Origin of the sequence: Streptomyces sp. NPDC005374 (assembly GCF_042872225.1) — a bacterium.
Lineage (GTDB): Bacteria > Actinomycetota > Actinomycetes > Streptomycetales > Streptomycetaceae > Streptomyces.
In genome coordinates this window covers 397669-422658 of the sequence record NZ_JBIAKA010000002.1, presented here as the reverse complement: position 1 = coordinate 422658, position 24990 = coordinate 397669, and the positions used below count along the sequence as shown (strand labels likewise).

Annotated in this window: 23 protein-coding genes; 9 read left to right on the top strand and 14 right to left on the bottom strand. The window is 69.8% G+C overall.

Annotated features, from left to right (window positions below; genetic code table 11):
* Positions 1-34: 34 nt before the first annotated feature.
* The 5 genes from ACFYRX_RS07360 to ACFYRX_RS07340 form a co-directional block, all read right to left on the bottom strand.
* A complete protein-coding gene (locus ACFYRX_RS07360) occupies positions 35-877 on the bottom strand; it encodes a fumarylacetoacetate hydrolase family protein (protein ID WP_389097347.1) in 843 nt (280 codons plus the stop codon).
* On the bottom strand, positions 874-1224 hold the full coding sequence (locus ACFYRX_RS07355) for a hypothetical protein (protein WP_389097346.1): 351 nt from the start codon (positions 1222-1224) through the stop codon (positions 874-876). Before ACFYRX_RS07355 ends, ACFYRX_RS07360 begins: the two co-directional genes overlap by 4 nt.
* Positions 1196-1414: a VOC family protein gene (locus ACFYRX_RS07350; protein WP_389097345.1), complete on the bottom strand. Its 219-nt coding sequence runs from the start codon at positions 1412-1414 to the stop codon at positions 1196-1198. Before ACFYRX_RS07350 ends, ACFYRX_RS07355 begins: the two co-directional genes overlap by 29 nt.
* Positions 1415-1699: 285 nt before the next feature.
* Positions 1700-3316 (bottom strand): MDR family MFS transporter, encoded by a 1617-nt coding sequence (locus tag ACFYRX_RS07345; protein ID WP_389097344.1) that lies wholly within the window; start codon positions 3314-3316, stop codon positions 1700-1702.
* A 55-nt stretch (positions 3317-3371) separates the two neighbouring features.
* On the bottom strand, positions 3372-3983 hold the full coding sequence (locus ACFYRX_RS07340) for a TetR/AcrR family transcriptional regulator (protein ID WP_389097343.1): 612 nt from the start codon (positions 3981-3983) through the stop codon (positions 3372-3374).
* Positions 3984-4153: 170 nt separating this feature from the next.
* Here ACFYRX_RS07340 and ACFYRX_RS07335 point away from each other — a divergent pair, with 170 nt between their 5' ends.
* Together ACFYRX_RS07335 and ACFYRX_RS07330 are read left to right on the top strand one after the other, a co-directional pair.
* A complete protein-coding gene (locus ACFYRX_RS07335) occupies positions 4154-4351 on the top strand; it encodes a hypothetical protein (RefSeq protein ID WP_389097342.1) in 198 nt (65 codons plus the stop codon).
* A complete protein-coding gene (locus tag ACFYRX_RS07330; protein WP_389097341.1) occupies positions 4348-5346 on the top strand; it encodes an alpha/beta hydrolase in 999 nt (332 codons plus the stop codon). The genes ACFYRX_RS07335 and ACFYRX_RS07330 overlap by 4 nt, the downstream gene beginning before the upstream one ends.
* On the opposite strand, the gene ACFYRX_RS07325 is transcribed toward ACFYRX_RS07330, so the two are convergent.
* On the bottom strand, positions 5343-6839 hold the full coding sequence (locus ACFYRX_RS07325; protein WP_389097340.1) for a glycosyltransferase 87 family protein: 1497 nt from the start codon (positions 6837-6839) through the stop codon (positions 5343-5345). The genes ACFYRX_RS07330 and ACFYRX_RS07325 overlap by 4 nt on opposite strands.
* Before the next feature lie 274 nt (positions 6840-7113).
* Positions 7114-7755 carry a carotenoid oxygenase family protein gene (locus ACFYRX_RS07320; RefSeq protein ID WP_389097581.1) on the bottom strand — a complete coding sequence of 214 codons (642 nt, stop codon included), beginning with the start codon at positions 7753-7755 and terminating at the stop codon, positions 7114-7116.
* 31 nt (positions 7756-7786) lie between these two features.
* Here ACFYRX_RS07320 and ACFYRX_RS07315 point away from each other — a divergent pair, with 31 nt between their 5' ends.
* On the top strand, positions 7787-8062 hold the full coding sequence (locus ACFYRX_RS07315; protein WP_389097339.1) for an aldehyde dehydrogenase family protein: 276 nt from the start codon (positions 7787-7789) through the stop codon (positions 8060-8062).
* A gap of 399 nt (positions 8063-8461) precedes the next feature.
* Here ACFYRX_RS07315 and ACFYRX_RS07310 read toward each other — a convergent pair whose 3' ends face one another.
* Complete coding sequence (locus ACFYRX_RS07310) at positions 8462-9979, bottom strand: streptophobe family protein (protein ID WP_389097338.1); 1518 nt, start codon at positions 9977-9979, stop codon at positions 8462-8464.
* 494 nt (positions 9980-10473) lie between these two features.
* Here ACFYRX_RS07310 and ACFYRX_RS07305 point away from each other — a divergent pair, with 494 nt between their 5' ends.
* The 6 genes from ACFYRX_RS07305 to ACFYRX_RS07280 all read left to right on the top strand — a co-directional run bounded on the left by ACFYRX_RS07305 (position 10474) and on the right by ACFYRX_RS07280 (position 18230).
* Positions 10474-10977: a pyridoxamine 5'-phosphate oxidase family protein gene (locus tag ACFYRX_RS07305; protein WP_389097580.1), complete on the top strand. Its 504-nt coding sequence runs from the start codon at positions 10474-10476 to the stop codon at positions 10975-10977.
* A 211-nt stretch (positions 10978-11188) separates the two neighbouring features.
* On the top strand, positions 11189-12499 hold the full coding sequence (locus ACFYRX_RS07300) for a glycosyltransferase (protein WP_389097337.1): 1311 nt from the start codon (positions 11189-11191) through the stop codon (positions 12497-12499).
* Between the two features lie 19 nt (positions 12500-12518).
* Positions 12519-14804: an ArnT family glycosyltransferase gene (locus ACFYRX_RS07295; RefSeq protein WP_389097336.1), complete on the top strand. Its 2286-nt coding sequence runs from the start codon at positions 12519-12521 to the stop codon at positions 14802-14804.
* A gap of 28 nt (positions 14805-14832) precedes the next feature.
* Entirely contained in the window at positions 14833-15567 is a 735-nt protein-coding gene (locus ACFYRX_RS07290) for a response regulator transcription factor (protein WP_389097335.1), read from the top strand.
* The gene (locus tag ACFYRX_RS07285) at positions 15564-17099 is read left to right on the top strand and encodes a sensor histidine kinase (RefSeq protein WP_389097334.1); all 1536 of its coding nucleotides are present in this window, start codon (positions 15564-15566) and stop codon (positions 17097-17099) included. The genes ACFYRX_RS07290 and ACFYRX_RS07285 overlap by 4 nt, the downstream gene beginning before the upstream one ends.
* A gap of 66 nt (positions 17100-17165) precedes the next feature.
* Positions 17166-18230, top strand: coding sequence for an alpha/beta hydrolase (locus tag ACFYRX_RS07280; protein WP_389097333.1), 1065 nt, complete (start codon positions 17166-17168; stop codon positions 18228-18230).
* 212 nt (positions 18231-18442) lie between these two features.
* Here ACFYRX_RS07280 and ACFYRX_RS07275 read toward each other — a convergent pair whose 3' ends face one another.
* From ACFYRX_RS07275 to ACFYRX_RS07250, 6 genes are read right to left on the bottom strand one after another with little or no spacing between them, the layout of a single operon-like run.
* Positions 18443-19015, bottom strand: coding sequence for a TetR/AcrR family transcriptional regulator C-terminal domain-containing protein (locus ACFYRX_RS07275; RefSeq protein ID WP_389097332.1), 573 nt, complete (start codon positions 19013-19015; stop codon positions 18443-18445).
* Entirely contained in the window at positions 19005-20246 is a 1242-nt protein-coding gene (locus tag ACFYRX_RS07270) for an MFS transporter (protein WP_389097331.1), read from the bottom strand. Before ACFYRX_RS07270 ends, ACFYRX_RS07275 begins: the two co-directional genes overlap by 11 nt.
* A complete protein-coding gene (locus ACFYRX_RS07265; RefSeq protein ID WP_389097330.1) occupies positions 20243-21556 on the bottom strand; it encodes an amidohydrolase family protein in 1314 nt (437 codons plus the stop codon). Before ACFYRX_RS07265 ends, ACFYRX_RS07270 begins: the two co-directional genes overlap by 4 nt.
* Positions 21553-23136, bottom strand: coding sequence for an FAD-dependent oxidoreductase (locus tag ACFYRX_RS07260; protein ID WP_389097329.1), 1584 nt, complete (start codon positions 23134-23136; stop codon positions 21553-21555). Before ACFYRX_RS07260 ends, ACFYRX_RS07265 begins: the two co-directional genes overlap by 4 nt.
* Complete coding sequence (locus tag ACFYRX_RS07255) at positions 23133-24029, bottom strand: alpha/beta fold hydrolase (RefSeq protein ID WP_389097328.1); 897 nt, start codon at positions 24027-24029, stop codon at positions 23133-23135. Before ACFYRX_RS07255 ends, ACFYRX_RS07260 begins: the two co-directional genes overlap by 4 nt.
* Positions 24026-24886, bottom strand: a complete 861-nt coding sequence (locus tag ACFYRX_RS07250) for an alpha/beta fold hydrolase (RefSeq protein ID WP_389097327.1) — start codon at positions 24884-24886, stop codon at positions 24026-24028. The genes ACFYRX_RS07255 and ACFYRX_RS07250 overlap by 4 nt, the downstream gene beginning before the upstream one ends.
* Between the last annotated feature and the right edge of the window lie 104 nt (positions 24887-24990).

Here is a 24990-nt window from a genome sequence, read left to right as displayed (position 1 = left end):
CCTTACCCGCCGGAGGCCGCGCTGCGCCCAGGATTCACAGCCGTTCTCTGACCACGGTGTTGCGCAGTTCGCCGATCCCCTCGACCGAGGTGACGAGTTCCTGTCCCGGCCTGAGGAAGACCTTGGGATCCCGGCCGGCGCCCACACCTCCCGGGGTGCCCGTGGCGATCAGGTCGCCGGGCAGCAGCGTGATGATGGTGCTGACGTACGCGATGATCGAGGCGACGTCGAAGAGGAGGTCCGCCGTGTTGGACTTCTGCATGGTGTGACCGTCGACGCTGCAACCGATCGTCAACCCCGAGGCGCCACGCGGCAGTTCGTCCGGGGTGACGAGCGAAGGCCCTACCGGGGTGGTGGCTTCGAATGTCTTCCCTGACAGGAACTCGCGAGTGCGGTGCTGCCAGTCCCGGACGGTGACGTCGTTGACGACGGTGTACCCGCCGACGTACGCCAGAGCCTTGTCGGCGCTCACATGACGTGCGCGGTGTCCGATCACGACCCCGAGTTCCGCCTCCCAGTCGAGGTCGTCGCTGACCAGCGGCAGGAGCACGTCGTCGTGCGCGCCGACGAGAGAGCCGTCGTACTTGGCGAAAAGGGTGGGGTGGGCCGGCGTCAGGCGGCCCATCTCCTTGATGTGCGTGGCGTAATTGAGTCCCAGGCACACGATCTTGTTCGGGTGGGGGACGACGGGGGCGAACGAGGCGGTGCTCAGAGGTACGCGCCCACCGTCCACGGCGGTTGCGCGCTCCGGCCAGTCGTCGCCGCTCGACAGAAGCGCGCCGACGTCGGAGTAGGGCAGCAGCACGAGTTCGTCTCCCTCCTGGCGGGCGGCGGCCGTGCCGCGCTCGTCGTGCAGGCGGACGGTGCTGAGCCTCATAGGGGCGGCCTTCCTCGGATCTCGGAAACACTCGTGGTGCGGCGGACGGTGACGGGGCGCCCGGCTTCGGCCGCCTGCTGACCGGCGTGCTCATGACCGAGCCGTTCGGGGTGTTGTCCCGCCGCCGGAACACAGCCCTCAGCGCTCGGGCAGGGTGCGAACCGGTGCAGGCTGTTCGCGACGCGGTCGATCCGGTCGGGCTCGAACACGGCGGCGATCAGCCGGTCAGGGCGCACGAGCACGAAACGGGCGGTGAGTCCGGAGAAAGCGGCGTCGAGCCGGCCGTCGGCGTCGGCGACGCTGATGCGCCCGGGGTGGTCACGAGGAAAGCGGTCGTCGAGGACCACGTCCACGCGGATGCCGGCAGGCAGGCCGGAGCGTGCGGCGGCGGCCCAGTCCGCGTGCGGAGAGGAAGACGGTGCCCATCTCCTCGTCCTCGTCGGTCACCGACAGACCCATGACCCGGGTGTAGAAGTCGCGCATCGTGTCGAGGTCGTCAACCCAGAAGCCGGCGTGACCGAGACCTGTGATCGCCATGATCTGTCCCTCTTTTCAGGATTACAGTTTCAATTTATAGGACGTTAGGCAAGTGGTGACCTGGCCGTCAACTGACGACAACGAGGAGGCTCCTGCGCAGGACGCGGCGGAGGTTCAGCCGGAGACGTGACGGAACGGACCTGGCACAGGCCTGTTCCGGATCCGTCGCCGCCCGGGTGCGCTCGGCCGCATGCCATCGGGAGGCATGCGGCCGACCAGACGATCACCCTCGCTTCATCGGCGAGCCGTGGAAGACGCGCAGAGACGCAGGCCCGTCGAGTGGCGTCAGGCGAGGGTGGTCGTCTTGTCGTCGTCCTGCGCCGACCGCGGGACGGCCGGCAGGTCGGCGCCGGTGTCCGCGTTGGTGAGGGCGAGTTCCTTCTGCGGGAGGAGGAAGGCCAGCACGCAGCCGATGGCCAACAAGGCGGCCACGTACCCGAAGATCGGGGTCAACGCCTGCTGGTAGGCATCGATCACGGAGGCCTGGAGCCGTTCCGGAAGCGAGTGCACCAGCGACGGCGTCAGGGAGTTGGTGTCACCCAGGCCGCGGACGGAGCTGCTCGTCAGTCGCGTGGAGAGCTGGTCCGTGAGCCGTTGGGCGAAGGCAGCTCCGACGACCGCCGTGCCGATCGTCGCACCGATCTCGCGGAAGAAGTTGTTGGAGGACGTGGCGGTGCCGACCTCACTGGTAGGGAACGCGTTCTGAACGGCCAGGACCAGGTTCTGCATGACCAGGCCGATGCCGGCACCGAGCAGGAAGGTGTATCCGGAGACCAGTGCCACCGGAGTGTCGACGTCCATCGCGGACAGCAGTACGGCGGTGATGGTCACCAGCAGCGAGCCGATGATCGGGTAGATCTTGTAGCGGCCGGTACGGGTGATCATCATCGCGGAGGGGATGGAGGTGGCCGTGAGGCCGATGACCATGGGGAGCAGCAGCAGCCCGGACTCGGTCGCGGAGACGCCGTACACCATCTGCAGGTAGGTGGGCAGATAGGCGACGACGACGAACATCCCGACGCCCACCACGATCAGGCCTGTCAGCGTGGCGATGTTGAAGATCCGGCTGCGGAACAGCCACAGCGGGACGATCGGCTCCGCGGCACGGCTCTGCGAGAGGAAGAACAGGAACCAGGTGACGACGGCGCCGACGGCCAGAGCGAGGACCAACGGGTCCGTCCAGCCGTACGCGTTGCCGCCCCAGTTCGCCACCAGCACCGTGGCGGCGACGGCGAGGGCCATCAGGGCGATGCCGAGGTAGTCGATGGTGACCTTGACGGACCTGCGCCGTGTGCGCAGCGCGAAGGCGCTCACCGCCAGGGCGGCGGCGCCCACCGGCAGATTGATCCAGAAGCACCACCGCCAGGACACGGCGTCGGTGAACCAGCCGCCGAGAAGCGGCCCCGCCACGGCGGAGACGCCGAACACCGCGCCGATCGGGGCCATGAACCGCGCACGCTCCCGCGGCGGCACGAGTTCGGCGACGATCGCCTGCGAGGTGATCATCAGGCCGCCGCCGCCCAGCCCCTGAACGGCCCGCCCGATGATCAGCATGGTCATGCTGTTCGCGGCTCCGGCGCACGCCGATCCGGCGATGAAGATGCCTATCCCGCTGAGCAGGAGGGTTTTGCGGCCGATCAGGTCCCCGAAGCGGCCGTACAGGGGCATGCCGATCGTGGCGGCCATGATGTAGGCGGTGGTGACCCACGCCATGTGGTTCAGTCCGTGCAGCTCACCGACGATGGTCGGGAGGGCGGTGGAGACGATCGTCTGGTCGAGCGAGGCGAGCAGCATGGTCGTCATCAGACTGGCGAACAGCAGGCCGAATCGCTGGGGCAGGGCAGGGGAGTCAGGCTGTTCCGCCTGCGCAGTGGGGGAGAGGTCGGTCATCAAACGCTCCACAGGGTGTGTCGTGGTGGCGGACGCGCGGGCGACCCACGAGAAACCAATGCCGGGGTCAGGGGCCGAGGAGGGTGTGCAGCAGAGTCGTCACGCGCTCCACGTACGGCATCGGGTTGTCGTCCTGGTCCTTGGGGTCGTCGGCCACCCAGCTCTCCATGGCCGTTCTGAGGGCGGTCATCGCCAGCGCGGCGATCAGGCGTGGTGCCTCGTCCTCCGGCCGTTCCCCCGTGCGTGCCGCCACGATGTCGACGAGGGACTGCTCGAACTCTGCGAAGCTCGCCAGCATCGCGGCCAGCACGGGCGGGTGCTCGCGGGCCAGCGAGAAGGTGGTGGAGAACTCGTCGCGCTGGGGTGGCTGCTCGGCCATGTCCCGCAGGAGTAGCGCGGTGAGGTCTGCCAGGACCTCGCGGGGGTGCGCGGGACCGGCGGCGGCGAATGCCTCGGTGTCCTCGTCCAGCAGCTTCGGCGGCGCCTGGACGACGGCCGCCTCCTTGTTCGGGAAGTAGTTGAAGAAAGTCCGATGAGAGACGTCGGCCTCGGTGGTGATCATCTCTACGGTCACCTTGTCGAAGCCGTGTTCTCTCGCCAGCCGCAGTGCGGCGGCCCGGATCTCGAGCCGGGTCTCACGGCGCCTGCGCTCGCGCAGTCCTTCTTTCCTACGAGTCATGTACTCTATAATTGCAGTCTGTGCATGTTTTCTCAATGTGCATATTTTGCAGAATGTGCATCAAGTCTGAGAGCGGGTCTCGTGAGCCGGATTCCGTGATGTCGACTGAGGAACCGAGCTGTTCGGCTGCAGTACGAACCGCGCGCTTCCGATTCCCTGGAGGAAGCAGCATGCACCTGGGTGTGGCCACAGGACTACAGCATCACGCAGAGCTCGAGCGGTGGACGCTCTCCGATGAACTGGGTCTGGACCCGGTCCGGATCCATGAACGCCACTTCACCCGACACTCCCTCGCGATCACCGGATTCCGGCACGACACGGCGCGCACGCACTTCTCGGAGCTCGCCACCGTCGGAGGACTGCGATGACGACCTCCGGACCGGACCATGTGAGCGGGCTCGACGTGGCGGTGTTCCGGGCGGAAGCGGTCGCGCCCGAAACAGCCAGGTTCAACCAGCAACTTCGCGAGCGGCTGAAGGACCTGCCTGGTCCCGAGGCGGGCGGCGGCGGCCTTCCCCTGCCTCCCGCAGAGCCTTCGCAGCGAGCGCGCACCATCCGGATAGCGGGACGTGACGGCCACGAACTGGCTCTGCGGGTCATCGCGCCGGATCACCCCGAGGGCGTCTACCTGCACTTCCACGGCGGCGGTTTCGTCGGAGGCAGCGCGGCGCAGTCGGATCAGGTGCTGGAGCGGATCACGCGGAACACGGGCCTCGCCTGCATCGACGTGGACTACCGGCTGGCGCCCACGCACCCTCACCCGGCGGCATGGGACGACGCCGAGTCCGCGGCGATCTGGCTGATCGAGAATGCCCGGTCCGAGTTCGGAACCGATGCGCTGGCGATCGGTGGCGAGTCTGCGGGCGCGACACTCGCTGCCTCCGTCCTGGTCCGACTGCGGGAACGGCGAGGGTCCACCGGGTTCCAGGCGGCGAACCTGGTCTTCGGGACCTTCGACCTCTCGATGACCCCGAGCCAGCTGCTGCTCGGCGCGGACGCGGTCCCGGTCTCGACCGACATCATCCGAGCGTGTACCGAGGCGGTCGCGCCCCGGAACGAACAACGCCAGGACTCCGGTCTGTCGCCCCTGTACGCGGATCTGCGGCATCTCCCGGAGGCCCTGTTCACCGTAGGCACCCTGGATCCGTTCCTGGACGACTCGCTGTTCATGCACGTCCGCTGGGTCGCGGCCGGCAACCCGGCCGAACTGGCTGTCTACCCCGGCGGCACGCATGCCTTCACATCGTTCCCGATCCCCCTCGCGGACCAGGCGAACGATCGCATCGACGCCTTCCTCCGGCGCGTCGGGCGAGGACGCCCCGCCGGTCAGGACAGGGCGTCCTCGTCCGTCGCGACGTCCTAGGGCTCCACGGGCAGTGCGTCGCCGAACTCGGGCGCGGCCGACTTCCGGCTCCGGAGTTCACGGAAGGCGGCCCACAGGACGGCCGACAGGGCCAGTGCCATCAGGGCGGCGTAGATCTTCTGCTCGCCGTTCGTGTAGTCCGACGCAGCTGACGCGATGCGACCGCTCATGCCTCCCGCACCGTTGGTCGCGTCCCCGGTGCCACCAGGAGGCCAGGCACCAGCACCTGCACCGGCTCCGCCACCGTTGGGGGGAAAGCCACCACCGACCCCGGATCCGCCACCGGGCAAGCCACCCGCACCCGGGCCGCCCCCGGTGAACGCGCCGACCGAGCCCATGTCGCCCTGCGTCGACAGGTATTGCCAGTACGCGCCGAAGGACGCAGTCTGCACCAGCACCGGCACGTACCACAGCCGACGAGGCAGATGGAATGCCACGAGGACGCTGAACACGTCCGCGAGGTAGAAGTAGCGCTCGTGCATCGCCGGCAGCAGGTACGGCACGATGATGACCGAGGCCGCCGCCAGCAACACCAGCCGGTTCTGGGTCAGTTCGGGTTGCCGCCAACCGACGCGCAACGGTTTCCGCCCGGTGCGCCGCAGCACGACCCACGCCGTCAGAGCGAGCACCGTCAGGCCGGTGAGACCGATGGCCGCTGTCCGCAGGGTGCCGGCATCGCCGCCCGCCGTGACGAACTGGTAGAGGTTGGGCGCGCCGAGGGTCAGGGACTGGTAGCTGTCCGTCTGCCGGGCGTAGATGGTCAGCAGGTCACCGGGCGACGCCCCGACCAGCAGCGCCGGAATGTCGAGAGCCAGGTACACCGCCGGTATGGCCAGGAGCGACCGCCACGGCAGCCACCGGCACAGGGCCAGGACGAGCAGGAACGGGAAGATGAAGACCGCCTGGAGCTTGACGGACACGGCCAGCCCGAAGAACACGCAGGCCCACCACGGGCGTCGGCGTACGACGAAGTAGAACCCGCCGACCGCCAGAGAGCTGTAGATCGAGTCGGCCTGCGCCCACCATCCGCTGTTCGTGGCCACGGTCGGCAGGAACAGCACAGCAGCCGCGGCCGCGAATGGCTGCCACGACCGCCTCTCGTAGCGCTCGGCCACGATGCGGTGGACGAAGAACGCCAACAGCAGGTCGAACGCGATCGAGATCGCCTTGACCCCTGCGAGCACCGGGACCGGCAGATAGGTCAGTATCGCCAGCAGATAGAGGTACGGGACGTTGTAGTCGGCGAAGCTGGTGTTCGAGAGAGCGCTGAACCCGCCGTTGGTGTCGATGTACGCGTACCAGCGGCTCACGAAGAGTTCGTAATCACCCGACTGATACCGGTACATCGTGGCGCGTACCGCCACTGCGACGATCACGATCGTCGCGCCGAGGGCGATCCTGCCGCCCCGTTTGTCGAACAGGCTGGTCCGCGGACTCTTCAGTTCACTGCGGACCGGGTCCGCTCGCTGGGACGTAGCGGAGGCGTCAAGCATGTGGGGGAGTGCCCTTCGCGGGTATTTCAAGTGGTGAGACTTGGACACCGCGAAGCTAGCCACCAAAAACGAGAGCAACGCGAGAGTTGCCCCAAGGCTGTGCAAATCTGCCCCGCGACGAGGCCACGAGAGCCTCGAACCAGTCCCAGCCGGACCGCGCCGGGGCCTGTCCCGGGCGTGACGTTGCCGGACGACATGCCGGGCCTCGAGGCGGAGTATGGAAGTGCCGGCGGGGGAGCTGTGCACCCCCGCCGGCCCACTCGCTCGCCGCGTCTTAGACGGCGTCGAGAGCGGCGTCGAGCTCGGCGGCGTCCGACCAACTGCCGTGGAATCCCAGGGGGACACGATGGTTCAGCTTGATCCGGGCGACAGGGACGGCCGTGAAGTCCTGCGCCTCCTGAACGACGACCTCGCTGCGGTCGGTGGCCGCGTCCCACCAGATCGACAGCAGCCAGCCGTCGTCCTCGGTCGTGGCCCCTGGGCGGGGCACGAACTGGGGCTCGCTGGGCGACGTCAGTGAACCGCCGAGTGTCTGCATCGATGTGTCACCCGTGAGGTAGTCGTGCTTGGCCAGGCCGTCGGTGAACCAGTTGCCGGCTCCCCGTGTGGTGGCGTAGTAGCCGTACCGGTGGGACAGGCCGGTCCGTTGCTCGTTGATCTGGGGGAACTCACCGAGCACGTCGGTGACCTGACCGTCTTTCACCGTCCGGGTCGCGCGGTCGAGCTCCCAGCGCCAGGGGGTGGAGACCACGTTTGTGAACCAGTGGTTCCGGTCCCCGCCCGGCGGCGGTGACTCCAACTCCTCGGGGGTGAGGCCGAAGCGGTCGACGCGGTGCCCGTCGATGACGATCCTGGTGCCGTCCTGGTAGGCGTCAGGAAGTGGGTCGGGGCGAAGGCGTCGGGCGCCTCGATCCAGTGGACCTCCCCGGTCCGGCGGTGCAATTCCGATGATTGCCTATGACGACGTCGAGGACGCCCTGGCCCGGGCCAACGGCACCCGGTACGGGCTCAACGGCTCGGTGTGGGGTACGGACCCGGAGCGGGCCGCGGCGCTCGCGGCCCGCCTGGAGTGCGGCACGTCCTGGGTCAACGCACACGCCGTACCGACCCCGGGCGTGCCGATGGGCGGGCACAAGTGGAGCGGGCTGGGTGTGGAGAACCGACTGGCCGGCCTGCTGTCGTTCACGGAGACCAAGGTGCTGCACGTCGTACGCGGCAGCTGAGCGGCAAGCGGGCCACGGGCTGCTGGGCGCGCGTCGCGTCTGCTCAGCAGTCGTGATCCGACGTGCCGTCGGCCTACGGTCTCGACTCAGGTCCGAGGTGGAGACGCGCACGTCGCCATCGGTCCACGGCGGTCACGACCGACGAACGCCAGCCGGCCAACAGGCGATGACCTCCGCCACCTCCATCGGATCCGCGGCCCGGCGCAAGGGGAGTGACCGTGCGCCCGTAGGCACTGTTCCGGTCGAGGCCCGCCCGCCCGCGTCCGGGTCTGCCCGGACAGACCACGCCGAGGACGAGGACCAGCCGCAGGACCCGATGGGGTCCCACGTCCGATCGGTCGGGGAGCACGTCCACGAGGCCGTGGTCGCAGGACTGCGGACGAAACGGCCGGCGTGCCGTCAGGGAGCCCGGTGGGTGACAGCCCGGCCGGCGGGCTTGGCGGTGCGCTTCACCGGGTGTGCGGCGGGTCGTGCGAGGGCGCGGCGCGCTGAGCGCAGTGTCTGCAGGCGGCTGCCGCCGTACGCGCACAGCGCGGCCAGCACGAATCCGGTGAGCCCGGAAAGGCGGACGGATGAGCCGAGTTCAGCCGTCATGCCGCCCATCTCGCTGCCCATGGCGCTCATGCCGACTCGCACGGATGCCTGCACCACCAGGCACAACAGCACCGCCGAGGCAGCGACCGCGCACCCCGTACGAAGAGCGAGTTCCATGTGGCGGCCCAACAGTGCGTCGGCCTCCTCACGTGCCGAACGTGCCGGAGTACGCGCCGCGATCAGGTACCCCGCGAAAGTCAGGAGGAACAACAGGGTGACCAGGCTGATCAGCCAGAACGGCAGCCCGGCTCCGGACCAGTCGCCGACGGCAAGGGAGCGGTCCGTACCGCTGCCTCCCAGAAGCGCTCCGACCCCACCCGCCGCGTCCGCTCCGGCGCCGAACGCGCTGCCGGATTCTGCACCGAGCGCCCCCGTCATGCCGCTGCCCGCACCCTGCTGCTGCAGGACGGCCTGCCAGGAGGAGCCGAGTCCGGAGGTGAGCGCTACGGCCACCAGGTTGGGGCCGGCCAGTAGCAGCGCGCCCGCCGCCTTGGCCACCTGAGGCGGGCCGATCAGCGCAGCCCCTCCGGCCAGGGCCCCCAAGGCCAGGGGGAAGCAGCACAGTGCGGTGAAGATCCCGGCGAGCGCGGAGGTGACGGGGTGCCACTTCAGGCGTATGCGGCTGAGAGCAAGAGGACGAGGCAACGTCGTACGCCGGGCCGCCAGGCAGCCGATTCCGACGACCAGAACCACCCACAGAACCGCGAAGAGCACGGTGGACACGACATCGGCCCGGAAAATCACCGAGGTCAGGCCGCCCCCGGGCATGCCGCCGACTCCGGCGCCCGAGCCTCCGGCCCCCGCTCCCATCCCCTGCGCCAAGCCCTTCGGTACACGCACGGTGCCGTGGGCGACCACCGCCGCGGCCGTGAAGAGGGCCAGGGTTGCGGCCAGTGCCCCGCCGCATCGGGCCCACAGCTGGTCCGGCGTCGGGCGTCCCCGGCGGCGCAGGGGCCGGAAGAAGCCGACCGCGAGGATCATCGTTCCCACAAACGTCAGGGCCAGCGGCAGCGCCGACACCTGGCCTCCGATGTCGAGGGTGAGACCACCACCGGACGAGCCGCCCAGCGCTCCCGCCTCACCTCCGCCGCTGCCGACGGCCGAACCGGAGGCGAGGCTGACGCGGCCGCCGACGGCCATGCTCACCAGCGCGGGCACGATGCGGGACAACGGGACGCTGTCCTGGGCGCCAAGAGCGAGCGTGGCGGTGACGCCGCAGGCCGACATCACTCCCACGGCGGTGGCGACGGCGAGCCCGCCCTCGACGGCGTGGTGCCCGGCTCTGCCGGACGGTCGGAGTGTCGGAGGAGTCGAAGCGGGCATCAGTCGACTCCCCAGGAAACGGGAGACCAGCTCGTGGCCATGGCAAACGGCTCCTGACGGGTCAGTGCTCATGGAGGCGCCGCAGGACAGCCCTCGGGCAGGAGAGCGAGGCGGTACCGGAGTGGCGCAGAGCCTGACAGGCGATGCCGACTGTTTCCCGGGAGATCCGTGGGAGATGGCTGAGAGACGGAAGGCGCGCGGTGACGTGGAACCGTCCAGGTGCAGCGGACGGGGAAGGCAGCGGGGCACCGCCCTGGGACGTCCGACACCTTGCGTTCACTTGAGGTCGGGCGGTTCCAGGCTTCTCACGCCGTACGAGATCGATACGTCCGCGCGGGAGCCGCAGGCCGGAAGACGTACCGGTTGACGCGAGGCGATAATAGTGACAACACTGTAACCGTAAAACCCTCCGACATGCGACACGACACAGGAGACGATGCGCAGTGCTGCTCCCCCTTACCTCGGAGCCGTTCACGGCCCCCAGCGACCGCGACATGCTCCCGTCGGAGCGGCGGGAGTTCGTGCGAACGCACCGCACGTGCGTCTTCGGCCATCGTCGGCGGCATGACGGTCCGGCCATGTCGGTCGTGTACTACGTCCCCACTGACGACGACGAATTGCTCGTGTCGACCATGGCCGGACGCGGCAAGGGGCGCGTCGTCCAACGTGACGGCAAGGTCGGCATCTGCGTCCTTGACGAGCGTTGGCCCTTCACCTATCTGCAGGTGTACGCGGACGCGGTGATCGAACGGGACCGCGACCTCGTGATCGACGTCATGATGGCGGTGGGCGGCCGGATGTCGGGAAAGGCGCTGGGCGACGAGGCCCGGCCGTTCGTCGAAGCCATGGCCGAGCAGGAGGACCGGGTCGTCATCCGCTGCCGGCCCTACGCCACGTTCGCCAGCCCGCCGCGCCATCTGCGGAGCAATGATCAGGAGGAGAAGATCTCCCACTGGTTGTCGGGCGGGGTGCCGTGGGACGCGGCGGACCCGGTGTGACGGCTCGGGGTGCGGGGGCGGGGGCGGGGGCGGCCGGCCGGGAACGGCGACTCCCTGCGGAGGCCCCGTGGAGCAGGCTGTGAATATCTGACTCTCTGTCAGTTCTCGCTTTCCTCCCTCAGGGATCCCAGGCACGTGGGTGAGAGTCGTGACCAGTTCGCGATCAAGGCAAATGGAGCCGCTCCCGTGTCCCTTCTCCTCTGAGGAAGCCATGCCACCCACCCCCCACAGCACGGCTCTCACCCACGACCTCAGCCGGACCGTCGCCTTCCAGCCCCCGAGCGGGCCCGCGCGCGCCGACTCCGGCACCGCGACCGTGGAGATCGTCGTCCCCGTCTACAACGAGGAACGCGCCCTGCCCGGCTGCCTGCGTACCCTGCACACCCGGCTGGCCGAAGGGTTTCCGTTCCCCTGGCGCATCACCGTCGCCGACAACGCCAGCACGGACGCCACGCTTGCCGTCGCCCACCGACTGGCGGAGGAACTGCCCGGCGTCGACGTCGTCCACCTGGAACGCAAGGGCCGGGGCCTCGCCCTGCGCATCGTGTGGGGGTGCAGCGACGCGGACGTGGTGGCCTACATGGACGTGGACCTGTCCACCGGCCTCGACGGACTGCTGCCGCTCGTCGCCCCGCTGGCCACCGGGCACTCGGACCTCGCGATCGGCAGCCGGCTGGCGCCGGGTGCCCGTACCGTGCGCGGGCCGCGCCGCGAACTCATATCGCGCTGCTACAACGGGATCATCCGGCTCACCCACGGCGTGCGTTTCACCGACGCCCAGTGCGGATTCAAGGCCGCCCGTACAGAGGTGCTCCGGCCCCTGCTGGCAGTGACTCAGGACGACGCCTGGTTCTTCGACACCGAACTGCTGCTGCTCGCCGAGCACAACGGGCTGCGCGTCCACGAGGTGCCGGTCGACTGGGTGGAGGACGTCGACACCCGGGTCGACGTGGTGAGCACGGCCACCGACGACCTCAAGGGGTTGTGGCGGATGGCGCGACTGAAGGCGTCCGGCGCTGCCCGGGTCGAACTGCCCCGCCGCCCCGCCCCGGCGGCCGAGCACCCGGACGCCGTCCTCGCGTCGCCCACCAGGCGTGGCGTGCTGTCCTGGGAGGTGGGCTGTTTCCTCGCGATCGGCATCGTCTCCACCCTCGGGCAGGCGCTGCTCTACTGGCTGCTGCGCGGCTGGTGGCAGCCGGCGATCGCCAACCTGGTGTCACTGCTGGTGCTGACGGTGCTGAACACCGAGGCGAACCGCCGGCTCACGTTCCGGCACGCGGACGCCCGGCCCGCACGGGCCCACCTGGGCGCGGGCGCCCTGTTCGTGCTCGGCTACCTGGTCACCTCCGGCGCGGTGCTGTGGTTCAGGCAGTCCGATCCGGGCGCCTCAGCGGCCGCCGAGACCGTGGTGCTGGCCGTCGCGTCCGTCGCCGTCACCGCCGTCCGCTTCGCCGTGCTGCGGCTGGCCGTCTTCCGCAGCACCCCCGCCTCCTCGCCCGAGCGCCACCACCACCACTCCTGACGAGAGCTGATCTCCTTCCATGAACGAGTCCTACCGGACCCTGTCCGTCGCGCAGACGCCCAGTGGTCCCTCGGATGCCCCCACCCGCTCCCTGCCCGCCTGGGCGGCACCGGCCGCGCTCGGTGCGACCCTGCTGCTGGCGACCGTGCTGTACGGCTGGGCGCTCGGTTCGTTGGACTGGGGCAACGCCTACTACTCCGCGGCCGTGAAGTCGATGGGGAAGAGCTGGACCAACTTCCTCTTCGGTGCCTACGACCCCGCCGGAGTCGTCACCGTCGACAAGCCGCCCGCCGCGCTGTGGCCCCAGGTCGTCAGCAGCAAGATCTTCGGGCTGCACGGATGGGCGCTGATCCTCCCGCAGGTGATCGAGGGCGTGGCCGGTGTCTTCGTACTGCACCGCACCGTGCGCCGCTGGGCGGGGGAGGGGGCCGCACTGCTCGCGGCCCTGGTGTTCACCCTCACTCCCATCACCGTGGCCATCAACAGGGACAACAACCCCGACACGCTGCTCGTCCTGATGCTGCTGTCGGCGGCGTACGCGCTCACCCGCGCCCTGCAGGCCGAGGGCCGGGTGGCGACCTGGTGGCTGTGTGCGAGCGGATTCCTTGTCGGGTGCGGGTTCATGACCAAGATGCTTGCCGCCTGGATGGTGGTCCCCTCGTTCGCCCTGGCGTGGCTCGTGGCGGGAAGCGGTGCCTTGGCCCCTCGGGTCGGGCGGTTGCTGGGTGCGGGAGCCGTCATGGCGGCGTCCTCGTTGTGGTGGGTCGCGATGGTGGCGCTGTGGCCGGGGGACCGGCCGTACATCGGCGGCAGCGAGGACGGGTCGGCCTGGGACCTGGTGGTCGGTTACAACGGGCTGGGCCGGGTCTTCGGCTCCAGCGGGAGCTCGTCGCAGGGGATGTCCGGCATGGCCGGGGGCTTCGGCGGCGAGGCCGGTCTCGGGCGCATGTTCAACTCTCAGATCGGCGGACAGATCAGCTGGCTGCTGCCGGCCTGCGCCGTGGCCCTGGCTCTCGCGGTGGCATGCGCGGTGCTGCGCCGCCGTGGGGGGTTGGACCCGTCCGGGGTGCTGCCCGCCTCCGGGTGGCTGCTGTGGGGGTCCTGGCTGATCGTGTGCGCGGTGGTGTTCTCCACGCAGAAGGGCATCTTCCACCCGTACTACACCACCCAGTTGGCCCCGGCGATCGCCGCGCTGTGCGGTGGGATGCTCGCAGCCCTGATCCGTGTCCACCGGGCGGGCCTGTCGTGGGCTCCCTGGGTCGGAGCGGCAGCAGTGACGGTGACGGTCGTCTGGTCGGTGGTGCTCATCCGCCGTACGCCGGACTGGAACGGGTGGCTGATCTGGCCCGTGCTGCTGATCGGCTGCGCGGCGATCGCGCTCCTGCTGGCCCGGCGCGGTGGACGGCTTCTCCTGGCCGGGGCGGTTGCCGCGGTGGTGTCGATGCTGGTGGTACCGGGGGCGTGGGCGGCGAGCTCGCCGGCCTCTTCGAGCTCGTCCAGGGAGGGCTCCAACCCGACAGCGGGCCCGAAAACCTCTTCGATGTTCGGCGGCGGCATGCCGAGCCAGGGCTCCGGCGGGGGCCAGGGGTTGTCGGGCATGCCCTCCGGGATGCCGACGGACATGCAAGGCTTCCCCGGCGGGGACACCGGCTCGGGACAGGGCGGGATGCCTTCCGGAATGCCGTCCGTAATGCCGTCTGGGATGCCGTCCGGAATGCCCGGTGCCGGTCAGGGCGGTTTGCCTTCCGGTGGCTCCAGCGGCATGCCCGGTGCGTCCGGTGGTTCCGGCTCGTCGTCCGGCGGTCAGGAGATGCCCTCCTTCCCGGGTGGCTCCGCCGATCTCAAACGCGCCTCCGGCGGCTCCGACGGCGCGACGCTCACCTCCGACCAGCGCAAGATGCTCGCCTACGCCGTGAAGCACGCACCGAAGGCGCGGATCAAGCTCGCTGTGGCAGGCGGGTCGGGGTCCAGCGCGACCAGCGCTTTCATCCTGAACAGTGACGAGACGGTGATCGGCATGGGTGGCTTCTTGAACTCCGACGACGCTCCGTCGGTCGCCCAGCTCAAGAAGTGGACCAGGGACGGGGAGCTGCGGTACGTCCTCGGAACGGACAACTCCGGCGGTACGGCGATGATGCTGCCGAACATGTCGACGGGGCCGGCCAAGCAGCGCTCGGACTGGATCTCCAAGAACTGCACCAAGGTCTCCGCCTCGGCGTACGGAGGCAGTACGACGTCGCAGCAGAAGACGGGCATCGCGGCGCTCTTCGGAGACACCGTGCTCTACGACTGCGCCGGTCGATGAACAGCGACAGGACGGACCGCGCAGCACGATGAACGAGCAGCCCCAGGGCAGGCCGCGGTACAGGCTCCTCGTGGTCGAGGACGAACCCAGTATCCGCACACTGCTGGAGTCCACGCTCCGTCTCACCGGATACGAGGTGAGCGGAGCGGAGAACGGCCAGTCGGCCCTCGTCGAGATCGAACGGCGCAAACCGCACCTGGTGCTGCTCGATGTGATGCTCCCCGACCTGGACGGCTTCGAGGTCACGCAGCGGCTGCGGGCGGCCGGGAACGGCGTGCCCGTGCTGTTCCTGACCGCCCGCACCGACGTCGACGACCGGATCAAGGGGCTGAGCTCCGGCGGCGACGACTACGTGACGAAGCCCTTCCACATCGAGGAGGTGCTTCTGCGCATCGAGGCCATCCTGCGCCGCACGGCCGAACAGGGGGCGCAACCGCTCCTTCCGGAGAGCGTGCTGCGCTACGCCGACCTCGAACTCGACGAGGGAGCGCACGAGGTGCACCGCGCCGGGCACTACGTTCCGCTGTCGCCGACCGAGTTCAAGCTGCTGGCCTATCTGATGGCAAGCTCGGGTCAGGTGCTGAGCAAGACGCAGATCCTCGATCACGTGTGGAGCTACGACTTCTCCGGGGACGCGCGCATCGTCGAGACGTACGTCAGATACGTGCGCAGGAAGATCGACTGCTTCGAACCGCCGCTCATCCATACCGTGCGTGGCGTCGGCTACTGCCTGCGGCTGCCGCGCGGGGCGGCGGACCAGTGAGACGGTCCCTGCCCCGCCCGCCCGGATCCCTGCGCCGGCGCCTGGTCCTGGGTGCCACCGTGCTGGCCACGGTCGCCGTGCTCGTCTCCCAGGTCATCGGTTACGGGGTGCTGCGCTCCTGGCTGATGGACCGCGTCGACCAGCAGCTCACCGACTTCCACCCGCCTGACCCCGCCTACTTCGACGCCGCCAGAGGGGGCATGCCCGGCGAGCGGCTCGGCTTTCTGCCGTCCGATTTCCGGGTCTATTTCTACGATGCCTCCGGCCGCCGGATGGACACGTCGCTCGGTGCGGATGACAGGCCAGGGCCGAGGATCGCGGATTCCATGCCGCGGCTGGGGCTGCGGGACGGCCATCCGCAGACGGTGGACGCTGTCAGCGGCGACAGCCGATGGAGGGTGCTGCCGAGTTCCGGGCCGGACGGCATGCACGCCGTCGTCGCCCTGCCGCTGGACACGGTCGACGGCGCCACCTCCAAACTCCTGTGGCTCAATGCCGTGCTGCTGACCGTCGCCGTCGCCGCCCTGCTCGCGCTGGGCCGCTGGGTCGTGCGGCTCGGCCTGCTCCCGCTGACTCGCATGGAGCACACGGCTGAGCGGATCAGCGCGGGGCAACTCGATCTACGGCTCCCGGACACCGACGCACGCACCGAGATCGGGCGGCTCAGTGGGGTGCTGAACTCCATGCTGGAGAGACTGCAGCAGGCGCTTCGCGAACGGGAGGCCTCCGAGGCGCGCATGAGGCGCTTCGTCGCCGACGCCGGCCACGAACTGCGCACCCCGCTCACCGCCATCCAGGGCTACGCACAGCTCGCACTGCGCCGAGCGCGTCTGTCGGCCGACGAGGAGAGCGAGGCCCATCAGCTCATCGCGCAGAACGCCGAGCGCATGGGCCTCCTCATCAACGACCTCCAACTTCTCGCTCAACTCGACCGGGAACCGTCGTACGAGAGCGCCCCGGTGGACCTGCTCTCCCTCGCGGCGGACGCCGTGCGGACCGCCGCCCTGCACGGGACGAGCCACCCGGTCGACCTCGGGCCGCTGCCGGACCCGGCGGGCAACGACGAACTGGTGGTGGCCGAGGCCACCGGCGATCCTCACCGGCTGAGACAGATCGTCGAGAACCTGCTCTCCAACGCACGCCTGCACACCCCGTCCGGCACCCCCGTCCATGTCAGGGTGGGCGCGACCGGAGTCAGCGCGGACACCTGCGGAGCCGACCGTCCGGGACGCACCAGTGCGTCACCACCGCTGCCTCACGGCACACCCGTGGGCGTCCTCGAAGTCGCGGACGAGGGGCCCGGACTCGCCGCCCGGAACGCCAAGCACGTCTTCGAGCGCTTCTACCGTGCCGACCCCTCCCGCTCCCGCTCCCACGGCGGCAGCGGTCTGGGCCTCGCCATCGCCGCCGCCATCGCCGAGGGCCACGGCGGTCGCCTGGAGCTCGACACCGAGCCGGGGAAGGGGTGCACGTTCCGTCTCGTGCTGCCCGCACGGCCTCCGGACGGGCGGACCGATGGCGCATCCCGCTGAGATCCATGCCGACCCCGGCGTCCACACCGACAACACCGCGTCGATGCGGTGGGAATGAGGAGCCGCATGCCCTACCAGTGGAAAGTCGCCCCCGAGGACCTGTTCGTGGAGCGGTACCGGCAGATGGTGAACAGCGGTCTGCCGGTCGAGGATGTCGAGGCGGTCCGATCGGCGGTCGCCGAGATGTGGCCCGAGCGGCCGGGCGGCTGGGTGTACGAGTGGTCGCGACTGGCCGCCGGATACGCCGAGCGTCGTCAGCACCGACTCGCGGCGCTCGCCTACGGCTGGGCGAAGTTCCCCACCCTGGCCGACGACGCCAAACACACGGCGCTGGAGCGGCAGCTGGAGCAGTACGTCCTCGCCGCCCCCGGGTTCGAGGCAGCGTTCGAGCGCCGCATCGTCGACGTGCCCTGCGGGGAGGGTGTCATCACTCTCCCCGTACACCTGCTCACCCCGCGCGGCTGGTCCGGCGATACCCCGGTCCTGCTCGCCAGCGGGGGAGTGGACACGTGGAAAATGGACTTCCACGGGCTGTTCGAGATGGTCGCCCTGCGCACCGGCATGGGTGTGCTCGCCTTCGACATCCCCGGCACCGGTGAGTGCGCCGGTCCCATGAACTCGGAGGTCGGCGCCGATATCGTGCGCGCACTGGCCGCCGAGGCGCGAGCGCTGGGCAATGGGCGCGTCCTGCATCTGGGCATGTCCATGGGCGGACACTTCTCGGCCCGCTCGGGCCTGGCAGGTGACGTGGACGCGGCGATCGTCATCGGCGGCCCCGTCGAGACGGCATTCGCCCGGGGCCGGGGGTTCGCGCACGGCATGGACGGCATCGTCGGCAACGCGCTGGGGTTCGACCACGAACCGGCCCCCGACGAACTGGCCGAGAACTGGCCGTACTTCGTCCTGCGTCCGCTGCTCGACCTCGACACCAACGTCCCGATGCTCGTGATCAACGGAGCTGACGACGTCCACGTCCCCCAGCAGGACACCCTCGTCTTCGACGGCCGCCGGGACACGGAAGTCCACCTGCTTCCGGACACCGGACACTGTGCCGTTTCCAAGATGCCCCAGGTGCTCCAGGTGATGTTCGAATGGATTGACCGCCGCCGGCTGTCGACCGTCCGCAGCTGATCCGCGACGCCTTCGGCCGGCCTTGGAGAACCACCCCGCGACCGCTCTCGTCCTCGACGATCAGGTGTGGGGGCGTCGGCCACGTCGTGTTCGAGGAGGCCCTTCCAGACGAACTCGCCACGGCGGGTAATGGGCGAGAAGACCTACACCGGAAGGCCTCCCAGGGAGACACCGAGACACTGCACCCATCGCCGGTAGTGCGCTGCCCACGCTCATGGGCGAGGGGTGATCCGTGTCTGGAGCCCGTCGTGCACTGCCCGCAGTCCGAAGACGAGACTCGTGTGGGACCTCGCCGTGACGCAGGCACCGATTACGAATGCCTGGATGGTCTCCTTTGCGTGCCCGGCGTCAGGGTCGGTGAACCCGGCCGCCGAGCAGAGCGCGAGCAAGTGGTTGTCGTGGCGCGCGCGACCCGGGCCGTACGGGGCGTGGACGGACGTGGCGGACACGAGCCACGAGTGCCGCTGGAACATTGCGTGCATTTCCTGAGCCATGGTGGTCGATGCCTCCCGCCACTCGGCCCCTTCCAGGTCGGGCAGCCGCAGTTCCGCCCAGACCGCGTCGGAGGCCAGCCACAGGAGCTCGTGCTTGCTCCTGACGTGCCAGTAGATCGCTGCAGCGGTGGAGCCGAGAAGTTCACCGAGGCGTCGCATGCTCAGACCGCCGATGCCCGCGGTGTCGAGAAGGCCGATGGCGGCGCGGACGATCTGCTCCTGGCCCAGAGCCTGGCGCTCGGGGCGACCGCCCGCACCACCCTGGACGACATCCTGCCGTTCACCGTTCACGTCGGCTCCTGCGCACGGCCACCAGCGCGCTCGCAGCCAGCAGGGCCACCGCCACGTTGAAGCCGATCCCGGCTGCCCGAAGCCCCACGACGTCGGCCGCCACGCCGACGCCCACCACTGGCGCTGAGATGGCGACGTAGACCACGATGAAGTACGTGGAGGCAACCTCCGCCCGCTGGCCAGGGGGCGCTTCGGCGTTGATCGCTGCCAAGCCCGCGCGAAAGCTCACTCCCTGCCCCAGCCCGGCTGCCACGGCGGCGCCCAGCAGGAGTACCAGCGATCCGACGGCGAGGCTCGCGATCAGTAGGGCCATGCCTGCCATCAGCAGACTGCACCCGACGGGCAGGGCTGCTCGGCCCAGTGGTCGTACGAGGGTGATCTGGCCGATGGCCGAGGCGGCGAACACCGCGCAGACCACGGCGCCCGACAGCGCGGGATCATGCAGGTGGAGCAGCCGACCGAGGAACGATGGTGCGACCGCCGTGAACAGCCCGAGCACCGCGAAGCCCGCGAATCCGGCGATGGAGGCCTGCAGGAAGGTGGCACGCACCTGCTCGGGCACCCTCGGGCGGGTCATGCGAAGCCGCGGCCGCCCGGTGACCTCGACCGGTTCCGGCATCAGCCATACGCCGGCCGTGACCACGGCGAGCATGCCGAGGTGCACCTCGAACGGTAACCGCAGGGGATCCGGGGCGAGTTGGGCGAGCAGTCCGGACAGCAGCGGTCCCGCGCCGAGGCCGCCCATGTTCGCCACCGTGGCGACCAGGGTGGCGCGTTCCCCCGCGCCCTCGTCGGCCAGGTCGACCAGTGTGGCGGTCGCGGTGCCGGTGAAGATGCCCGCGGACAGGCCTGAGAGGACACGTCCGGCGATCAGCAGGGGCAGGCTGTCCGCGCTCAGGAACACCAGTCCGCTGAGTACGGCGCAGGCGAGGCCGGGCAGCAGTATGCGCCGCCGTCCGAGGACGTCCGAGACCCGTCCGAACAGCACCAGCGCGGTCAGGACGCCCACCGCGTACGCGGCGAAGATCACTGTGCTCATGAGGGTCGAGAACCCGAGGCGGTGCTGGTACAGCGGGTACAGCGGGGTCGGTAGGGTGGTGCCCAGCATGGTCACGGCGAAGGCCACGGCCACCAGCCGGAACGCCGTACCTCGCGGTACGGAGGGTCGGCGCGGACGTTCGTCGAGGCGTGGCTGTTCGGGGGGTGCGGGGAGCCGGCTACGAGGTCTCACGCCGTGTCCATCGCACGGAGGAGCCGTTCGCCCGACTCCTGGAGCCGGTCCTTGATCTTGTCGAGGCCGGGATGGAGCAGGGCGTGGTCGCGCTTGCGCCAGCGGCCGGCCACCATCACCGCTTCGATGTTGGCGATGTCGGCGTGCAGGACCGCGGCGACCGGGTTGTGGGCGGGCCAGAGGTTGAGGGCACGGGTGTCGACGGCGACCAGGTCGGCCTGCATGCCCGCCTCGATGTGGCCGACCCGATCGGCGAGGCCGAGCGCCTTCGCTCCCTCGACGGTGGCCCATGCCAGCGCCTGCTTGGCGGTGACCGACGGCGCGGTGGCATGTGTGCCGGTGCTCTGCCGGTGGCGGGCGTGGTCGAGGCCGCGCTGGTGGGCGAGGGCGACGCGGGCGGCGGTGAGGACCTGGCCGGGTACGACGGTGTCGACGTCGGTGCCGAGCGAGGGGGCCGCACCGTGGCGCAGCAGGGCGCCGGTGACGGGGGTGCCGTGGCCCTGGCCGAGTTCGTTCTCCGGTGTGCTGGTGAAGGTGACGCCGGACTCGACGAGCCTCTTGACCCAGTCGTCGGGCAGGTCGGAGCCGTGCACCACGTTGGTGCGGGGGCCGAGGAGTCCGGCGTCGCGTACGGCGTCCCAGCCTGGCGCGAGGTCCCCGCCGCTCTGGTGGAGGGAGGTGACGAGACCGCGTTCGGCCGCGGCTCTGAAGTCGGCCACCGCGGTGTCGGGGGAGGAGTACTGCGGTCCCTGGACGGCCATGCCGAGCGTGAGGAGGGGGTGATCGCCGGCGGGTCCGTTCAGCAGGCGGTCGATCTCGGCGAGCGGATGGGGGAGGGCCGGGTCCCGGTAGGGGGTGCCGTGCAGGAAGACGGCCCGGATGCCGACCTGTACGAGCCCTTCGACGGCGGCGTCGGCGTGCTCGGGCGTCACGCTGTTGTGGCACCAGTCGCCGAGGGTGGTGGTACCGCAGTTGAGCTGGGTCAGCGCGCCGGCGAGATTGCTGACGTACATGTCGTCGGGCCGGTAGTGCCGGACGGCGCCCCCGTGCAGGCGGGTGAGGTATTCCATGAGCGTCCAGTCGGCGCCCACGGCACGCAGCCCGGTCTGCCAGGTGTGCAGGTGGGCGTTGACCAGGCCGGGGATGATCACGCGTCCGGTGAGGTCGACGGATTCGGCGTCGGGTGCGTCCAGGTCCTGGCCGATCACGGCGATGCGGTCGCCGTCGATGAGGATGTCGGCACGTTCGGCGTCGGGGCGGCCGGGCGCCATGGTGACGACCCGCGCGCCGCGCAGCAGTATGCGGTTCATGCGATGCCCTTCATGCCGGGAGGCTCCTGACACGGTGCCGCCCCTGCGGAGGGCGTCACGGCCTGGATGGCGGTGCGGGTGATCGTGAGGATGTCCTCGGTCGCGATGTGGCCGATGTAGCTGTCGGGGCGCACAAGCAGCAGGGTGTCCTGGGTGAGGCCGTGGACCGAGCCGAGTGTTCCCGCGGTGTCCGTGAGGACGTGGTCGGCGCGCTCGGCGGCGGAGCCGACAGCGATCCGCTGCAACTGCGCGCCGGACGCGGGCCATTCGAGCTGGTCGAGGGCGTGGACGGCTCGCCGGCCGTGGGCGAGCGCGGTGAAGTGCGGTCCGCGCAGGACGTCGAACAACCTGACGTGCTTGCCGTCGCCGCCGGTCAGCACGGCGTCCGGCGCTCGGTCGCCGACGCGCAGGGTCGTGGTGCGGTCGCTGTGGGCGGGGGCGAGGGGGCCGCCGAAGTAGGTGAGGGCGAGCTGCTGTTCGTCCTTGCCGCGCTTGAGGCTCGACGGGTCGAGCTTGGTCATGCCGTCGTAGTTCTTCGTGGACAGTCCGAGCACCTCGGCCGCGATCGGCCTCCGTTCGGCCTCGTAGGTGTCCAGCAGCGCGGGGTCGGCGCCGGCCAGGACCTGGGCGAGCTTCCAGCCGAGGTTGTAGGCGTCCTGGATACCGGTGTTCAGTCCCTGGGCGCCGGCCGGGGTGTGCACGTGTGCGGCGTCGCCTGCGATGAAGACGCGCCCTTGGCGGTAACTCTCGGCGAGGCGGATGTTGGGCCGGAACACCGATGTCCACCGGATGTCGCTCAGCGTGATGCGCTTGTTGCCGGTGATCGAGCGGATCCGTTCGTTGAGCCGCGCCTCGTCGAGCTCGGGCTCCTCGTGGGCCGCCAGCCGGATCATCCACTGGAAGATGTCGCTGTGGGGCAGCGGACAGGCGCCGGCGGACTTGCCTCCGCGTCGGGGCCACATGTGCCACCGGTCACGGGACAGGCCCGAGGTGACGGCGTCCACGATGACTATCCGGTCCTGTTCGTCCGTCGACCCGGTGAAGCCGATGCCGAGTTGGGTGCGGATGGTGCTCGAACCGCCGTCGGCGCCGACGACGTAGCGGGCTGTGATCTCCTCGGTGCCGTCGGGGCCGACCACCTTGGCGGTGACGTGGTCTGCGTCCTGGGTCAGTGCGACGAGTTCCGTCGCGAACTCGACGTGGTGGCCGAGCTGTTCGAGGCGGTCGTGCAGAGCGCGGTCGGTGCTGTGCTGGGGGATCAGCCACGTGTTGGGGTACGGGACGTCCGTGCTCGGCTGCCGGTTGCGTATCATCCGCCACGGAACCGTCAGCGGGCCGAAATGGATGCCGAGCAGCGGATAGGTGCTGCCGCTCGCGAGGACCGAGTCGAGTGCTCCGAGGTCCTCCAGCACCTCCAGGGTGCGGGGCTGGACGCCCTTGGCCCGTGAACCGCCGAAGGCGTGGTCCGACTTGTTGACGACACGGATGTCCAGGCCGCGGCGGGCGAGGTCGATCGCCAGGGTGGTCCCGGTCGGACCGGCGCCGATGACCAGGACGTCGAGGGGCTTGTGCTGGTTCATGAGTCCTGCCTTTTCGCGTGGGCCGCCGTGAACGAGGCGATGTGCTCGGCGACTTCGCGGGGTCGTTCGTAGGGGGCCATGTGGCCGCAGTCGATGACGTGGCACTGCTGCGGCTTCAACAGAGCTCGCGCGGTGTCGAGTTGGTCGATGGGCGTGACGTTGTCGTCGGCGCCCCAGAGCAGCAGCGTCGGGATGCCCAGTTCGCCCGCGCGCTCGAACAGCTCGGTGCGGCCGGACAACGGCACATGCTGGAGCGTGTCGAAGAACGCGTACAGCGAGCCTTCGTAGCGGTAGGCGTCGAGAACCATCGCGGTCAGCTCTGCCTGGCGCTGGGGATCACGCACGTTGTGGCCCAGGTGTCCCTCCAGCAGCCGGCGCCCGAACCGCCGCGCGATGACCCCGGTCAGCAGGTCACTGGTGAACAGCCGGTGCGTCGGTACCTTCTTGGGGATGAGCCCCGCGGGTCCCGCGATGGTCAGGGTCGTCAGGGACTCCCGGTACCGCGCGGCGTACCGCATCGCGACGAGGCCGCCGATGGAGGTGCCGACGAGGTGTAGCGGCTGCGTGATGCCCAGCTTTTCCTTGAGCTCGAAGAGCTGGCGGACGAAGAGCGTCTCGTCGTACGTCGCCCGCACCCGGTCCGAGTAGCCGCGCCCGTACGCGCTGCACGCCAGGGTGCGCAGCCCCCGGGCCTGCAGTTCCGCCGCCAAGCGGTCCCAGTAGAAGAGCGGAACCGTGAGACTGCCGGCCAGCAGGACGACGTCGCCGTCCTCTGGTCCTGCCAGCTCGTAGTGGGTGACACCGTCGGACAGCTCGACGAAGCTGCCGCGCAGGCTCTGCCGCGAGACAGGGTCGAGACGGCGGTCCTCGCCGGTCGATACGAAGTACTTCACGGTCGGCCTCCTTGCCGCTGCTGGGTGCCGTCGGAGTGGGAGGCGAGGAACGTGGCGATGGCGTCGCCGACCCAGTGCGGGTCCTCTTCCGGCAGCAGATGGCCGCCTTCCGGATGGACCAGCTCCTGGGCGCCGGGGATGTCCCGGGCGAAGTGCTGGCCGTCGATGCCCGCGCTGCGCAGCACCAGGGTCGGCACCGTGATGCGGGCGATGTCCGCGCTGCGGTCGGGCTGGTCGGTGTTGACGAAGTCGACGAAGGCCGACCGGTTCCCGGGCCGGCTCATCAGCTGGTACGACCGCTCCACCATCTGCGCCATCGACTCTTCGGTGATGCGGGGGTTCGGGCCGACGGCCGAGCGCAGGTTCCGTTCGATCACGCGGCGCGGCATCGCCCGGCGCAGGAGAGGGCGCAACAGTGGGTTGCGGGCCAGCCGCATGCCTGTCGGGAGTGACTTCTCCGGGTAACCGGTGGCGTTGACGAGCACCAAGGCGCTGACCCGCTCCGGACGGTCCACCGTGAGGTTCCACGCGATGTTGCCGCCCAGCGAGTTGCCCACCACGACACTTCGGCGCACGCCCAGGACGTCCAGGAACCGGGCGACCGTGGCCGCGTACGTGGGCACGCGGTAGTTGCGGTCGGCGCGCGGCCCGGTGAGACCCCACCCCGGCAGATCGGGGCGGATGACGTCGTAGGACGCCGACAGCAGGGCCGCCACGCCCTCGAAGTGGTGCAGGGACGAGGCGCTGCCGTGCAGCAGCACGACCGTCGGTCCGTGTCCGGCGCGTTTGTAGTGGACCCGCAGACCATCGACGTCCACGAACAGTGAGTCGGATTGGGATTCAGACCAGATACTCATAACGGTTACAGTGTTGCCGATACGGTCTCCTGTCAAGCCGGTGGCCACTTCCTGGCGCCGGGATCATGCAGTCGTGTCCGAGGAGACGGGTGATGAACCACCTC